A 13,657-nucleotide genomic window follows, 5' to 3' on the forward strand; every position below is an offset into this window, starting at 1 on the left:
AGCATCCTAAGCGGCGCCCGGTGGCGCTGGTCAGGGGGGCTCCGCGAACCTCCGCACGGCACCGGAGCGCTCCCGGCGCGCGGGTGTTCGGGGGGCGCACGAGCGCCCCGCCCCGCATCCCGGCGAGTGACCGCGAGGGGCCGCCCACGGGCGGCCCGCCCCGCGGGGCTTGCCCGGTGCCGACTTGTGCGCCTTCCCCCGTACGCGGGGAGTGCCGGGAGGGGGCGCCGGGGGCGCCGGGGGGCCGCCCCACCCGCTCGTGGGACGTGCCCGTGCCTGGTCCGGCCGCCTCGGCCGATGCGCCTGGGGGCCGACCCGGAGGGGGTGTCCGCGGGGTGGCCCGCCCCGCCCGCCCCGCGCGGCCCTGCCCGCGCCCGACCCGGGCGCTCCGCCCCATGCCTCCGGGGAGTGGCCCGGAAGGGGTGTCCGCGGGCCGCCGACCCCGCCCCGCGGGGCCTGCCCGCGCCCGACCCGGGCGCTCCGCCCCATGCGCCGGGGAGTGACCCGGAAGGGGTGTTCGCGGGTCGCCGACCCCGCCCCGCGGGGCCTGCCCGCGCCCGACCCGGGCGCTCCGCCCCATGCGTCCGGGGAGCGACCCGGAAGGGGTGTTCGCGGGCCGCCGACCCCGCCCCGCGGGGCCTGCCCGCGCCCGACCCGGCCGCCCCGCCCCACGCGCCCGGGGGCGACCCGGACGGCGGGCCCGCGCCCCGTCCCACCCGTCACCGCCGTACGACGCTTGCCCGCCCGGAGGCCCGCCGGTCCGGTGCCGGCGACCGGTGAGACGCAGGTGGGAGGTGTGGCGCGCCCCCGCCGGGGACGGGGCGGGGAAAGGTGGGACCCGCCGTACGGGTGGGTATGCTCGCCGCCATGCCACCGCATCCCTCCGCCGCCCCCCGGGACGAACCCGTCATACGGGACCGCGGTGACGCCTGCCCGGGCGCGCTCCGCCTGCACGCGGCGGACGACGGCCACCTCGCGCGCGTCCGGATCCCCGGCGGCCTCCTCACCGGCGCGGCTGCCGGTGCACTCGCCGACGCCGCCGACCGGCTCGGCGACGGCCGGCTCGACCTGACCTCGCGCGGCAACATCCAGCTCCGCGGCCTGGGTGCGAGCTGCGGCGGCGATCTCGGCCAACTGCTCGCGGACGCGGGCCTGTTGCCCGCCCCCACGCACGAGCGGATCCGTAACGTCGTCATGTCACCGCTCACCGGCACCGGTCCGGGCGGCAGAGCGGACGTGGAGGGCTGGGTCCGCGAACTCGACCGCCTGCTCTGCTCCGCCGACTGGGCGGCCGCACTGTCCGGCCGGTTCCTCTTCGCCTGCGACGACGGTCGCGGCGACGTCGCCGCGCTCGACCCCGACGTCCTGCTCCAGGCCGTGCCCGACGCTCAACCCGTCGCCCCCGACGCCGACTCGGGCACGGGCACGGGCGCGGGCACCCGGCAGGGCTTCGCGCACGGCTCCGGGGCGGGGGGCGCCGTCGGCGGCCTGGCCCTGGTCCGTGCCGGCGACGCCGCCGAAGCCGTCGAGGTCGCGCACGCCGACGCCCCGCGCGCCGCGCTGGTCGTGGCGCGCGCCTTCCTGGACGCCGCCCGGCTCGCGGGCACCCGCGCCTGGCAGATCCGCGAACTCCCGCCGGAGCACGCCCTCGACGCCGATCGCCTCGCCTCGCTGATGCGGGCCGAGGGCATCCCCGGAGCCCGAGCCGTCCCGGCCCCGGCCGGGACGGCCGCGGAGCCGCCGGTCCCCGGCCCGGTCGGCGGGGCCCTCGCCGTGGGCGTCCCCCTCGGCCGTCTGACGGCCGCCCAGCTCCGCGCACTCGCCGAAGCGAGCGGCGGCGAAGGCGGCCGGCTCCGCGCCACCCCCTGGCGCGGCTTCGTGCTGCCCGGTCCGGTCGCGCGTACCGTCCCGGCGGCCGCCACCGCGCTGGCCGCCGCCGGACTGGTCACCGACCCCGGCCACCCCTCGGAAGGCGTCACCGCCTGCGCGGGCCGGCCCGGCTGCGCGAAGTCCCTCGCGGACGTCCGCGCCGACGCCCTGTCCGCCCTCGCCCGGCCCGCCGGGCCCGGGCCCGGAGCCGAGCGCCGGGCGGCCCCGCTGCCCGTCCACTTCTCCGGCTGCGCACGACGCTGCGGCCACCCCCGCGGCACCGCCTGGGTGGACGTGCTCGCCACCGGCCACGGCTACGAACTGTCGGTCCACGGACGCCCGGTGCCCTCCGGACCCGACCTTGCGGCCTCCCTCACCCACGCCCGGAACACCCCAGCAGAGAGATGAGCGACTACACCGTGTTCGAGTACGAGAAGGACGGCGCAGAGATCTACCGCCAGTCCTTTGCCACGATCCGCGCCGAGGCGGACCTGTCCGGGCTGCCCGCCTCGGTGGCCCAGGTCGCCGTCCGCATGATCCACGCCTGCGGGATGACCGACCTGACCCGGGATCTGGGCTACACGGACGAGGTCGTGCTGCGCGCCCGGGCGGCCCTGCACGCCGGCGCGCCGATCCTGTGCGACGTACAGATGGTCGCCAGCGGGGTCACCCGCAAGCGGCTGCCCGCCGACAACGACGTGCTGTGCATGCTCTCCGACCCGGCCGTGCCCGAACTCGCCCGCACCATGGGCACGACCCGCAGCGCCGCCGCCCTCGAACTGTGGCGCGACCGCGGCCTTCTGGAGGGTTCCGTGGTGGCCGTCGGCAACGCCCCCACCGCTCTCTTCCGACTCCTGGAGATGATCGAGGAGGGCGCCCCCCGCCCGGCTGCCGTCATCGGCGTTCCGGTCGGGTTCATCGGCGCCGCCGAGTCCAAGGACGCCCTGGCCGAACACCCCTCCGGCCTGGACCACTTGATCGTGCGGGGACGGCGGGGCGGCAGCGCCATCGCGGCCGCCGCGGTCAACGCGATAGCGAGCGAGGAAGAATGAGCACGGCAGCCACCACCGGCACGGGCAACAGCACCGGCCCCACCACCACGGGCAAGCTGTACGGAGTCGGCCTGGGCCCGGGCGACCCGAACCTGATGACCCTCAGGGCCGTCCAGGTGATCGCCGAGGCCGACGTCGTGGCCTACCACAGCGCCCGCCACGGCCGTTCCATCGCCCGCTCCATCGCCCAGGCCCACCTGCGCGCCGACCACGTCGAGGAGCAGCTGGTCTACCCGGTCACCACGGAGACCACCGACCACCCCGGCGGGTACCAGGGCGCGATGGAGGAGTTCTACGAGGAGTCCGCCGCCCGGCTCGCCGTGCACCTCGACGCCGGCCGTACGGTCGCCGTCCTCGCCGAGGGCGACCCGCTCTTCTACGGCTCGTACATGCACATGCACAAGCGGCTCGCCGACCGCTACGAGACCGAGGTCATCCCCGGCGTCACCTCGGTGAGCGCCGCCGCGGCCCGGCTGCAGACCCCGCTCGTCGAGGGCGAGGAGGTGCTGACCATCCTGCCCGGCACCCTGCCCGAGGAGGAGCTCACGGCGCGCCTCGCCGCCACCGACTCCGCCGTGGTGATGAAGCTCGGCCGCACCTTCCCCGCCGTACGGCGCGCCATGGAGGCGTCCGGCCGGCTGCCGGAGGCCCGCTACGTCGAACGCGCGACCATGGCGGGCGAGCGCACCGGGCGACTGGCCGACACCGACCCGGAATCCGTGCCCTACTTCGCGGTGGCCGTCGTACCGAGCCGCATCGGCAACCCGGGCGCCAAGCCCGCCGGCCCCGGCGAGGTCACGGTCGTCGGCACCGGACCGGCCGGCCCCCTGTGGCTGACCCCCGAAACCAAGCGGGCGCTCGCCGACGCCGAGGTCCTCATCGGCTACACCACCTACCTGGACCGCGTTCCGGCCCGCCCCGGCCAGATCCGGCACGGCTCGGACAACAAGGTCGAGTCGGAGCGCGCCGAGTTCGCCCTCGACCTGGCGCGCCGCGGCAAGCGCGTCGCGGTGGTCTCGGGCGGCGACCCGGGCGTGTTCGCCATGGCGACGGCCGTCCTGGAGGTCGCCGGCCAGGACGCGTACAAGGACGTGCCGGTACGCGTCCTGCCGGGCGTGACGGCGGCGAACGCGGCAGCCGCCGCAGCCGGAGCCCCGCTGGGCCACGACTACGCGACGATCTCCCTCTCCGACCGCCTCAAGCCGTGGGAGGTGATCGCGGAACGCCTCCGCGCCGCCTCCGCCGCGGACCTGGTCCTCGCCCTGTACAACCCCGGCTCCCGGAGCCGCACCTGGCAGGTGGCACAGACCCGCGACCTCCTGACGGAACTGCGCGGCCCGGACACCCCGGTGGTGGTGGCCCGCGACGTCGGCGGCCCGGACCAGTCCGTCCGCATCCTGACCCTGGGCACGCTGGACCCGTCCGAGGTCGACATGCGGACGATCCTCCTGATCGGCTCCTCCCAGACCCGGATCACGGAACGCGGCGACGGCGCCCGCATCGCCTGGACACCGCGGCGGTACCCGGAGGGGTGATGCTGCCGGGCTTCGCGCGGGGGGTTGCCCACCCGCCCACCCGTACAAGGGGTCGCGATGTTGAGCCGCCTGTGGGTGGTTGAACGCCGTTGGCGGCCGGCGGGTGGGGTGGGTGGTGTGCCGGTGCTTCGCCTGGACGGCACCTCCCCGATTCCGTCCAGGCGGAGCCTCCCGCCGGGAGCCCCCGCCCAGCCCCGCTCCGTTCAGCATTGCCAGAGGAACGCGGCCTCCGCGCAGGGCTCGCAGGCGAACGCGTATGCCTGACCGGAGCCGAAGTTGGGCGCGGTCACGGGGTCGGGACCCTCCTTGAGCTGCGCGGCGAAGGCCATGGGCCGGGCGCAGCCGGGGCAGTCGGGGACCTGCTCGTACTGGAGCCAGTCGGGCGTGCCGCCCAGCTGTCCGAGTACCTCGGCCGTGGAGCGGCCCGTCTGCTTCGACCAGGCCAGGTACGCCTCCCGGTAGTCCGCGTCGGCGGTCTCCAGCAGCTCCACGATCCGGACGGCACCCAGGTGCAGGAATTCCTCGTCCTCGTCCTCGTCCTCTTCGTCGTCCTCGTCCTCGTAGCCCTCTTCGCCTTCCGAGTCCGAGTCCGCTTCTGCGTCCCCGCCCGAGTCCGCGTCCAAGCCCGAATCCGCCACCTCCCCGTCAAGTTCCGGCAGACCCAACGGCACAAGTCCCTCGGCCGGGAACAGGAAGGCCCGGTTCCCGCCGGACGTGGCGCTCCACTCCTCGCAGCTGCCGGGGTCGTTGGCGCACATGAAAACGGCCAGCACGCCGCCTTCTCCGCCGCCGAGGTAGATCTGCGCTATGAACTGCAGCGGGCCCGAACAGGTCGTGCAGACCGGCCACTTGGTGCCGACGGGTGCCAGCGGCAGCCCGCCGACGCGGGTGACGGGGGAGTGGGGATCGGCGGAACCGCCGTGGATCATCAGGGTCGTGGTGCTCATGCAGCCGAATCTAGCCGCCGACCAGGACAATGGCGCAGCCGGAGGCGGCTAGAACGCAACCCCGGCCAGCCAGTTGAGCGCCTCCGGCACCGACGACGCTTCCGGCACGCCCTCCGGAACCACCGGGCGGTCGATCACGAGGACCGGGATGCCGGACTCGCGGGCCGCGGTCAGTTTGGGGGCCGTGGCCGAGCCGCCGCTGTCCTTGGTGACCAGCACGTCGATCCGGTGCGTACGGAGCAGCTCCCGTTCGTCCTCCAGGCCGAACGGGCCCCGGGCCAGGAGGACTTCCGTCCGTACCGGCATCGGCGGCTCCGGCGCGTCCACGGACCGCACCAGGAACCACATCCGGTCCAGCCCGGCGAAGGCGGCCAGGCCCATCCGGCCGGTGGTCAGGAACGCCCGGCTGCCCAGGTCCGGCAGCAGCTCGGCGGCCGCCCGCAGGTCGGGTACGCGGTGCCATGTGTCGCCCGGGACCGGCTGCCAGGCCGGGCGGCGCAGGGCCAGCAACGGAACGCCCGCCACGACGGACGCTTCGGCTGCGTGGAAGCTCATGCGTTCCGCGAACGGGTGGGTGGCGTCGACCAGGTGGGTCACCCCGTGGTCGCGCACCCAGTCGGCGAGGCCCCGGGGCCCGCCGAAGCCGCCGATGCGGGTCTCGCCGGGCGGCAGGACCGGGTTCTGCACACGGCCCGCCAGCGAGGTCGTGACGCGGTGGGGCGGACGGGCCGCCGAGGACGGAAGGTCGGTACCCGCCCCGGCGAGCGCTTCCGCCAGGCCGCGGGCTTCGGTCGTACCGCCCAGGATCAGGACGTGAGGCAGTCCAGACCGTCCCGGCAGTCCAGACCGTCCAGGGATTCCAGGCCGTCCAGGCACTCCAAGCCGTCCAGGAAGTTCACCTGAGCCGACGGGGTCAGCAGACATGCCGGTCGCGCTCCGGCGAGTACAGGTGGCTGTCCCGGAACTGCTCCGCGCCCAGGGTGCGGCCCACGATGATGACCGCCGTGCGCACCAGACCGGCCTCCTTCACCTGCCCGGCGATGTCGGCCAGCGTGCCGCGCAGGATCAGCTCGTCCGGGCGGGAGGCCATGGCGACCACCGCCGCCGGGCAGTCCGCGCCGTAGTGCGGGAGCAGCTCCGCGACCACCCGCTCCGCGTACCGCGTGGCCAGGTGCAGGACCAGCAGTGCGCCGCTGCGGCCCAGGGTGGCCAGGTCCTCGCCCTCCGGCATCGGCGTCGCCTGCTGGGCGATGCGGGTGAGGATGACGGTCTGGCCGACCGTCGGCACGGTCAGTTCGCGCTTGAGCGCGGCGGCCGCCGCCGCGAACGCCGGTACACCGGGCACCACTTCGTACGGGATGCCGGCCGCATCGAGCCGCCGCATCTGCTCCGCGACCGCGCTGAACACCGAAGGGTCGCCGGAGTGCAGCCGGGCCACATCCTGTCCGGCCTCGTGCGCGGTCGTCATCTCCGCGATGATCTGGTCGAGGTTGAGCTGCGAGGTGTCGACCAGGCGCGCGTCGTCCGGGCACTCGGCCAGCAGCTCGCGCGGCACCAGGCTGCCCGCGTACAGGCAGACCGGGCTCGCGGCGAGCCTGCGCGCGCCGCGCACCGTGATCAGGTCTGCGGCGCCCGGGCCGGCTCCGATGAAGTAGACGGTCATGTCGTCAGACGCCTTCCTTGGTGACCTGGGCGTTGTCGTTGCCACTGTCGTCGTTGCCACTGTCGGCGGTGGCCGGGGCGGTGTCGTCGCCACGGTCGTCGCCGTGTGTCGTGGACACCGCCGAGTCCGCCGAGTCCGCCGCCACGGCCTTCACCGCACCGTCCGGCAGGGCGTGCACCGCACCCTTGGTGACGGACCACTGCGTGACCGGCATCGCCTGCCGCCAACCGGTGAAGCCCCCGACCGCCGTCGCGTGCGAGACGGCCAGCTTCACCAGCTCGCCGCCGTGTTCGCGGTACCACCGGGCGAGCAGGGCCTCCGATTCGAGGGTGACCGTGTTGGCCACCAGTCGGCCGCCGGGCGGCAGGGCCGCCCAGACCGCGTCCAGCAGGCCCGGCGCCGTCAGGCCGCCGCCGATGAACACCGCGTCCGGTGCCGGGAGTCCGGCGAGCGCCTCGGGGGCCGCGCCGGTGACCACGCGCAGGGCGGGGACCCCGAGGGCGGCGGCGTTGCGGGTGATCCGGTCCGCCCGCTCGGCGGAGCGTTCCACGGAGACCGCCCGGCAGGACGGATGGGTGCGCATCCACTCGATGCCGATGGAGCCGGAGCCGCCGCCGACGTCCCAGAGCAGCTCGCCGGGTGCCGGGGCCAGCGCGCACAGGGTCGCGGCCCGTACGTGCCGCTTGGTGAGCTGGCCGTCGTGCTCGTAGGCGCGGTCCGGCAGGCCGGGCGTGGCGCCGAGCCGCAGGGCGCCGGGGGCGCGGCGGCAGTCCACGGCGACGACGTTCAGCGGGTCGCCGGGCGGGTGCGGCCAGGTGTCGGCGGTGCCCTCGTACGCGGCTTCGTCCTCGGAGCCCAGCTGTTCGAGGACCCGCATCCGGCTCGGTCCGAAGCCCCGCTCACGGAGCAGAGCGGCGATCTCGGCCGGGGATCCGGAGCCGGCGCTCAGCACCAGTACCCGTCGCCCCTCGTGGAGCGCGGCCGTCAGCCGGGCCAGGGGGCGGCCGACGACGGTCACCACCTCGGTGTCCTCGACGGGCCAGCCCAGCCGGGCGCACGCGTACGACACGGAGGACGGGTGCGGCAGGATCCGCAGACGGCCCGGGTGGCCCGGGTGGCCCGTGCCGTCCGGGCCGATCTCCTCGGACAGCGCGCGGCCGATGCCGTAGAACATGGGATCGCCGCTGGCCAGGACCACGATCCGGCGGCCGGCGTACTGCGCGAGCAGCCTCGGCACGGCGGGGCGCAGCGGACTGGGCCAGGACACCCGCTCGCCGCGGCACACGTCCGTCGGCGCCATCACCAGCTGCCGGGCTCCGCCGATCAGGACGTCGGCGCCGGTCAGCGCGTCGCGGGCGGCGGCGGTGAGTCCGGCCCAGCCGTCCGCTCCGATGCCGACGACCGTCACGGAAGCCTCGACCGTCTGGGAGGCCTCGACCGTCTCGGGTATGGGGGGTGGTGCGGAGCTCACTGCGCGTTTCCTCGGGGGACGGTCCGGCCGGACGGGGGGCGGATCCGCACTCTACCGTTCGGGGGGAGGATCTCCCCGGCCCACCGGAGTTACCATCGGTAACGCATGGAAGAGTGCTGGGTGCTGGGTGCTGGGTGCTGGGCGGGTGCCATGGCGGCGCGTACGAGGAGGATGACGGTGACAGGCTGGAGCGCGGCGGACATTCCCGACCAGGCCGGGCGCATCGCCGTGGTCACCGGGGCGAACAGCGGGATCGGCCTGGTGACGGCCGGGGAGCTGGCCCGGCACGGGGCGCGGGTGGTGCTGGCCTGCCGCAGCGCGGAGCGCGGCCGGGCCGCCGAGGCCCTGATCCGGCGCAAACTGCCCGCCGCCGAGGTCGATTTCATGCCCCTGGACCTCGCGGACCTCGGCTCGGTCCGCACGTTCGCCGCAGACTTCGGGGAGCGCTACGGTGACCGCCTGGACCTGCTCGTGAACAACGCCGGAGTGATGGCCCTGCCCTACGGCCGGACCGCCGACGGCTTCGAGACCCAGTTCGGCGTCAACCACCTCGGGCACTTCGCGCTCACCGGCCTGCTGCTGCCGTGGCTGCTGACGGCCCCTTCGTCCCGCATCGTCTCCGTCTCCAGCGGCTTCCACGCGATCGCCGACCTCGACCACTCCGACCTCAACAGCGAACGCGGCCGCTACCGGCGCTGGGTCGCGTACGGCCGTTCCAAGACCGCCAACCTGCTGTTCGTCCACGAACTGGCCCGCCGGCTGGAGGCCGCCGGGTCCGGGACGACGGCCGCTGCCGCCCACCCCGGCTACGCGGCCACCAACCTCCAGACCGCCGGCCCCCGGCAGGAGGGAAGGAAGTCCACGGAGCGCCTGATGGAGCTCGCCAACCGGGTCGTCGCGCAGAGCGCCTCCTCCGGTGCCCTGCCCACGCTCTACGCCGCGACCGCCCCGGGAGTCCGCCCGGACGACTTCATCGGCCCCCGCTTCGGCATGCGCGGCGCCCCGGCCCGCTCCCCGCGTGCCCGGTGGACCCTGGACGACACCTCCGCCGCCCGTCTCTGGGAGGCGTCCGAACACCTCACGGGCGTCACCTACGAGTCGTCGGCCGCGGTGCGTTGACGGACGAGCTCCCGAGCCCCTCCTGAGCGCTCCCCCCAGCCCCTCCTGACACCCCCGCCCCGCCGAGGGCGAGCTCGGCCAGGGCTTCCGGAGCGCCGGGCTGGTGGCGGATGCCGGGGAAGGCGTTGATGTCCACGACGACCGGGCGGCCGCCACCCGTGTCGATGACGTCCACCCCGTACACGTCCAGCGCAAAGGCCTCGCCGACGGTCCGGACGAGGTCCAGCCAGCCCGGCGGCAGGTCGGTGAGGGCCAGCGGAAGGGTGGGGCCGCGGCCGCCGGGGGAGAGCTCGGAACGGCGCAGGGCAGCGAAGTAGGCGTCCCCGACCGCCCACAGCTTGTGGTCCCACCCGGTCCCCGGGGCCAGGTCCTGGACGACCACGGGTTCGTCCGGCCATGCCGCGGCCAGTCCGCGCAACTCCGCGTCACCCGAGACGCGGGCGACCAGGTCGTGCTTGCGGCTGTACCGGCTCTTGACCACCACCGGGCCGGCCGCCACGGGCCCGCATCCCCCGGTGCCTCCGGCCGCCAGCCGGCCGAGCGCCCCGGCCGCAACCGTCGGTGCGAACGGCACTCCGGCGGCGCGCGCCGTGTCCGCCATGGCCGTACGGTCCTGGCACAGCGCGGTCGCCGCGGCCGAGTTGACGACGACCGAGCCGCGCTGCTCCAGCGCGCGGGCCAGCGCCAGGGCGCCCGGCGTACGGGCCTTCAGCAGGTACACGTCGGCGAGCGGTCCGGAGGTGCCGACGGTGCCGGCGGTGCGGGCAGTGCCGGCGGTGCGGGCAGTGCCGGCGGTGCCGGCGTGGTCGGCGAGGCCCGCGAGGCCGGCAGGGTCCTGCTCCGGGTGCAGCACCGTCACCCGGTGGCCCCGGCCTTCGAGCAGCGCGGACGTCGCGGCGAGGAGGGGATGCCCAGGGTCGGCCGTGATCAGCCCGACGGCCGTCACGGCCTGCCGCCGGTCATGACCGGACCGGCCGCCTCGCCGGCCGGACCGGCCGCCTTGAGCCCCCGACCGGCCGCCTCGCGCCCCGGGCCGGCCGCCGCCACACGCGGCTCCGGCGGCCGGACCGCAGGCCCCCGCGCCGCCAGCCCGAGCACGGCCCGGGCCACCCGGCCCGCCGCGTCCGGTACCTGGCGGAAGCTCGGGAAGTCGTTCACGTCGACCACCACCGGCCCGTCCGGGCCCAGCAGCACGTCCAGTCCGTACAGGTCCAGCCCGTGGACCCGGCCGACCCGGTGCGCGAGGTCGGCGATCTCCGCCGATACCGGAACCCGGCGCTCCCGGACCGGATGGTCGGGGTGCAGCGGTGAGCGGCGCTCGGTGGCGTGCACCTCGCCCGCGATGCAGTACACCTTCAGGTCGATGCCCGAATTGGGCACGTACGGCTGCGCGATGAGCAGCCCCCCGCCGGCCGTCAGAGCGGCAGGCAGCTCGCGCAGCCGCTCCGGCGAAGGCACCAGGCGTACGTCGCGGCCGGAACTGCCCTCGGCGGGCTTGACCACCAGCGGGTACTCCGAGGCGGGTATCTCCGCCAGCAGCGCCGGATCGGCCGCCGCGTACGTCCGCGGCACCGGCAGCCCCCGGTCCCGCGCCACTGCGGCGGCGACGGCCTTGTCCCGTACGCCGCGTATCGCCCGGGCGTCGTTGATCGTGGTCATCCCGGCCGCCGCGGCGGCTTCCAGGAGGCTGAGCCCGGGCCCGCCGGAGACGGTCTTGAGGACCCACGCGTCATGGCTGCCGGTGTCCAGCCCGCCCGTCATGTGCAGCAACGAGCCGCCGGGCCGGACGATGTCGACCCGGTGCCCCCACTCCCTGAGCCGCCCGATGACCTCGACCGGCATCCCGTCGTGGCGGTAGTGCTCTTCCACCAGGAAGCAGAGCTTCATGACCATCCCGTCCCGCCGAACCCCCGGACACCGCCGTCCTGTTCCGGCGCGCTGAATACGTCACAGGATGTCACGACCTGCCCTACGCCTCCCCGGGTACCCCCGATCCCCTTCCCGGTCCGCCGTCCCCTTCGGCACGCCTGGTGGCGACCACCGCGCTCAAGTCCGCGGCCAACGGCAGCTCGACGGCCCGCAGCGCGGAATGGCGCAGCCAGTGCAGCCGAGCGGTGTCCGGCAGGCCGCCGTAGGAGGGCGGCCAGGTGCGCGCCGGGGTGAAGTCGTCGACGACGAGCACCCCGCCGGGCACCAGCAGCCGAGTGGGGTCGGCGGCATCGGAGGAGTCCGCGGTGCGGTGCCGTTCATCGGCATGACCGCACCATACGACCGCTCCCGCGCAGCCCGAGGCGCTCGCCGTACGGCGTTGAGTTCCGGTCAGGCCATGCCGGATCGCGCGCCGCCGGTCGGAGCCGGAGCCGTGCGGTTCCGGTTCCGGCGGGCGCGGACGAGGCCGTACGCGGCGGCCAGCCAGGCGGCACAGGCGATCCACAGCAGCACCTGCCCGAGCCCGGCCGGCCAGGACACCCCCGCCGCCGCCGCGGTCGACAGGCAGGCGACGGCCGTCATGCCCATCGGGAACACGGTGGCCCAGCGGCGGATGTCGTAGCGGAGCCGGGGGCATGCGACCTCGCACCCTGCCAGGACCGCGTACCAGGCCAGGGACAGCCCGAGGAGCACGAGGGTGACCGTGCGCAGCGCCGTGTGGGCCGTACCGGACCACACCCCCGAGGCGAGCAGCTTGGAGCCGGCCAGGGCCGAGATGGCCATGGCCCCGCCCGCGATCCACTGGTCGCCCGCGCCGGTCGGCAACTGCCGGAGGTCGAAGCGCGCCAGGGCGTTCCCGTACAGCACGAGACCCAGGACGAGCAGCACCAGCGCGGCCCACGCCAGCCAGTCGCCGCTGCCGGGCGCGAGCACGGCCGACAGCACCGCCAGGCCCTGGGTCGCCACGCAGATGAGGAACACCCCGCCCGGCATCCGCCATGCCAGGCGCCGCAGTACGGTCGTCAGCAGCACCGGCCACACGGCGGCGGCGAGCACCAGCAGCGCCACGGCCACCGGGGTCACCCCCAGCACCTCGAACCGGACGCCGAGCACGCAGGTGGCCGCGACCGAGGTGAGCGCGGCCGGGGTGTCCGCCCATGCCCGCCAGCTGCTGCGGTCCCCGAGCAGCAGGGACGTGAAGCCGATGGCCAGCAGCACCCAGACGAGCAGGGCGAGGGCGAAGACGGCCACGGAGAGCACCTCGTGGCCGATGAGGTGGAGGCCGATCGAGACGATGCCCGTGGCCATCACCACGGAGCCGGCCACCGGGGGGATCTCCGCCCAGCGCGACAGGCCGGGGGCGGTCACGCGGCCGTCTCCGGTGTCCCGCCCGCGCCGGGCGTGACCTGCTGGTTCCACCCGGCGATCACGGGCAGCCCGTGCTCCGTCGACAGCCGCCCGACCGTGGCCGTGGCGAGCAGGAACAGCCGCCCGTCGGCCGGCGGCAGTGCCAGGTAGCGGGCGGTCAGGACCCGCAGCAGGTGGGCGTGCGCCACCAGGACCCCGTCCGCCGAGCCGGGCGCCCCCAACAGTGGGGCGATCCGCCGCAGTACGCGGTCGGCGCGGCGGCCCACGTCCTCGGCGGACTCCCCGGGACGGCCGTCCCCGTGCGCGGGTACGCCGTCCCGCCACAGCGACCAGTCCGGCCGGGACTCCTGGATCCCGGCCGTGGTCAGCCCCTCGTAGCCGCCGTAGTCCCACTCCCACAGGTCCTCGTCGGCCTCCGCGGCGTGCAGTCCGGCCGGTCCGGCCAGTCCGGCCAGTTCGGCCGTCCGCCGGGCCCGCTGCGCGGGGCTCGTCCATACGAACGCCAGGTCACGGCCCGCGAAGTACGGCGCCAGCGTCCTGGCCTGCGCCTCCCCGTGCGCCGTGAGCGGCAGGTCGGTCCGCCCGGTGTGCCGCCCGGCGGCGCTCCACTCGGTCTCGCCGTGCCGGACCAACAGGAGATCACCCATGGCCCCACGCTAACGGCCGCTCCCCGGCCCGAGCCGACCGACAGACCGGGCAAAGGG

13 protein-coding genes are annotated in these 13,657 nt (G+C 75.6%); 4 read left to right on the plus strand and 9 right to left on the minus strand.

Annotation, left to right across the window (positions count from 1 at the left end):
* Nucleotides 1-867 precede the first annotated feature (867 nt).
* From AB0O36_RS29080 to AB0O36_RS29090, 3 genes are read left to right on the plus strand one after another with little or no spacing between them, the layout of a single operon-like run.
* Nucleotides 868-2,277, plus strand: a complete 1,410-nt coding sequence (locus AB0O36_RS29080) for a cobalamin biosynthesis protein CobG (protein ID WP_365115319.1) — start codon at nucleotides 868-870, stop codon at nucleotides 2,275-2,277.
* A complete protein-coding gene (locus tag AB0O36_RS29085) occupies nucleotides 2,274-2,921 on the plus strand; it encodes a precorrin-8X methylmutase (protein WP_365115320.1) in 648 nt (215 codons plus the stop codon). Before AB0O36_RS29080 ends, AB0O36_RS29085 begins: the two co-directional genes overlap by 4 nt.
* Nucleotides 2,918-4,456 carry a precorrin-2 C(20)-methyltransferase gene (locus AB0O36_RS29090; RefSeq protein WP_365115321.1) on the plus strand — a complete coding sequence of 513 codons (1,539 nt, stop codon included), beginning with the start codon at nucleotides 2,918-2,920 and terminating at the stop codon, nucleotides 4,454-4,456. Before AB0O36_RS29085 ends, AB0O36_RS29090 begins: the two co-directional genes overlap by 4 nt.
* 203 nt (nucleotides 4,457-4,659) lie before the next feature.
* Here AB0O36_RS29090 and AB0O36_RS29095 read toward each other — a convergent pair whose 3' ends face one another.
* The 4 genes from AB0O36_RS29095 to cbiE form a co-directional block, all read right to left on the minus strand.
* Nucleotides 4,660-5,403 (minus strand): hypothetical protein, encoded by a 744-nt coding sequence (locus tag AB0O36_RS29095; protein ID WP_365115322.1) that lies wholly within the window; start codon nucleotides 5,401-5,403, stop codon nucleotides 4,660-4,662.
* A gap of 48 nt (nucleotides 5,404-5,451) precedes the next feature.
* A complete protein-coding gene (locus AB0O36_RS29100; protein WP_365115364.1) occupies nucleotides 5,452-6,225 on the minus strand; it encodes a cobalt-precorrin-6A reductase in 774 nt (257 codons plus the stop codon).
* A gap of 91 nt (nucleotides 6,226-6,316) precedes the next feature.
* Nucleotides 6,317-7,066: a precorrin-4 C(11)-methyltransferase gene (cobM, locus tag AB0O36_RS29105; RefSeq protein ID WP_365115323.1), complete on the minus strand. Its 750-nt coding sequence runs from the start codon at nucleotides 7,064-7,066 to the stop codon at nucleotides 6,317-6,319.
* Nucleotides 7,067-7,070: 4 nt separating this feature from the next.
* Nucleotides 7,071-8,516, minus strand: coding sequence for a precorrin-6y C5,15-methyltransferase (decarboxylating) subunit CbiE (gene cbiE / locus AB0O36_RS29110; protein ID WP_365115365.1), 1,446 nt, complete (start codon nucleotides 8,514-8,516; stop codon nucleotides 7,071-7,073).
* 192 nt (nucleotides 8,517-8,708) lie between these two features.
* Between cbiE and AB0O36_RS29115 the strand changes: the two genes are divergently transcribed.
* Complete coding sequence (locus AB0O36_RS29115; protein WP_365115325.1) at nucleotides 8,709-9,656, plus strand: oxidoreductase; 948 nt, start codon at nucleotides 8,709-8,711, stop codon at nucleotides 9,654-9,656.
* Here the strand turns inward: AB0O36_RS29115 and AB0O36_RS29120 are convergent.
* From AB0O36_RS29120 to AB0O36_RS29140, 5 genes are all read right to left on the minus strand, one after another.
* Nucleotides 9,625-10,602, minus strand: coding sequence for an alpha-L-glutamate ligase (locus AB0O36_RS29120; protein WP_365115326.1), 978 nt, complete (start codon nucleotides 10,600-10,602; stop codon nucleotides 9,625-9,627). The genes AB0O36_RS29115 and AB0O36_RS29120 overlap by 32 nt on opposite strands.
* Nucleotides 10,599-11,543, minus strand: coding sequence for a hypothetical protein (locus AB0O36_RS29125; RefSeq protein WP_365115327.1), 945 nt, complete (start codon nucleotides 11,541-11,543; stop codon nucleotides 10,599-10,601). Before AB0O36_RS29125 ends, AB0O36_RS29120 begins: the two co-directional genes overlap by 4 nt.
* 82 nt (nucleotides 11,544-11,625) lie before the next feature.
* Entirely contained in the window at nucleotides 11,626-11,838 is a 213-nt protein-coding gene (locus AB0O36_RS29130) for a hypothetical protein (RefSeq protein WP_365115328.1), read from the minus strand.
* 137 nt (nucleotides 11,839-11,975) lie between these two features.
* Entirely contained in the window at nucleotides 11,976-12,953 is a 978-nt protein-coding gene (locus AB0O36_RS29135) for a tellurite resistance/C4-dicarboxylate transporter family protein (RefSeq protein ID WP_365115329.1), read from the minus strand.
* The gene (locus AB0O36_RS29140) at nucleotides 12,950-13,600 is read right to left on the minus strand and encodes a histidine phosphatase family protein (RefSeq protein ID WP_365115330.1); all 651 of its coding nucleotides are present in this window, start codon (nucleotides 13,598-13,600) and stop codon (nucleotides 12,950-12,952) included. The genes AB0O36_RS29135 and AB0O36_RS29140 overlap by 4 nt, the downstream gene beginning before the upstream one ends.
* Between the last annotated feature and the right edge of the window lie 57 nt (nucleotides 13,601-13,657).

Source organism: Streptomyces sp. NPDC089799, assembly GCF_040684755.1.
GTDB lineage: Bacteria > Actinomycetota > Actinomycetes > Streptomycetales > Streptomycetaceae > Streptomyces.

What these genes read in the sequence shown, in the direction of transcription:
- AB0O36_RS29080 (WP_365115319.1), top strand. Translation starts at nt 868, where the DNA reads ATGCCACCGCATCCCTCCGCCGCCCCCCGGGACGAACCCGTCATACGG.
- AB0O36_RS29085 (WP_365115320.1), top strand. Translation starts at nt 2,274, where the DNA reads ATGAGCGACTACACCGTGTTCGAGTACGAGAAGGACGGCGCAGAGATC.
- AB0O36_RS29090 (WP_365115321.1), top strand. Translation starts at nt 2,918, where the DNA reads ATGAGCACGGCAGCCACCACCGGCACGGGCAACAGCACCGGCCCCACC.
- AB0O36_RS29095 (WP_365115322.1), bottom strand. Translation starts at nt 5,403, where the DNA reads ATGAGCACCACGACCCTGATGATCCACGGCGGTTCCGCCGATCCCCAC.
- cobM (WP_365115323.1), bottom strand. Translation starts at nt 7,066, where the DNA reads ATGACCGTCTACTTCATCGGAGCCGGCCCGGGCGCCGCAGACCTGATC.
- AB0O36_RS29115 (WP_365115325.1), top strand. Translation starts at nt 8,709, where the DNA reads ATGACGGTGACAGGCTGGAGCGCGGCGGACATTCCCGACCAGGCCGGG.
- AB0O36_RS29125 (WP_365115327.1), bottom strand. Translation starts at nt 11,543, where the DNA reads ATGAAGCTCTGCTTCCTGGTGGAAGAGCACTACCGCCACGACGGGATG.
- AB0O36_RS29140 (WP_365115330.1), bottom strand. Translation starts at nt 13,600, where the DNA reads ATGGGTGATCTCCTGTTGGTCCGGCACGGCGAGACCGAGTGGAGCGCC.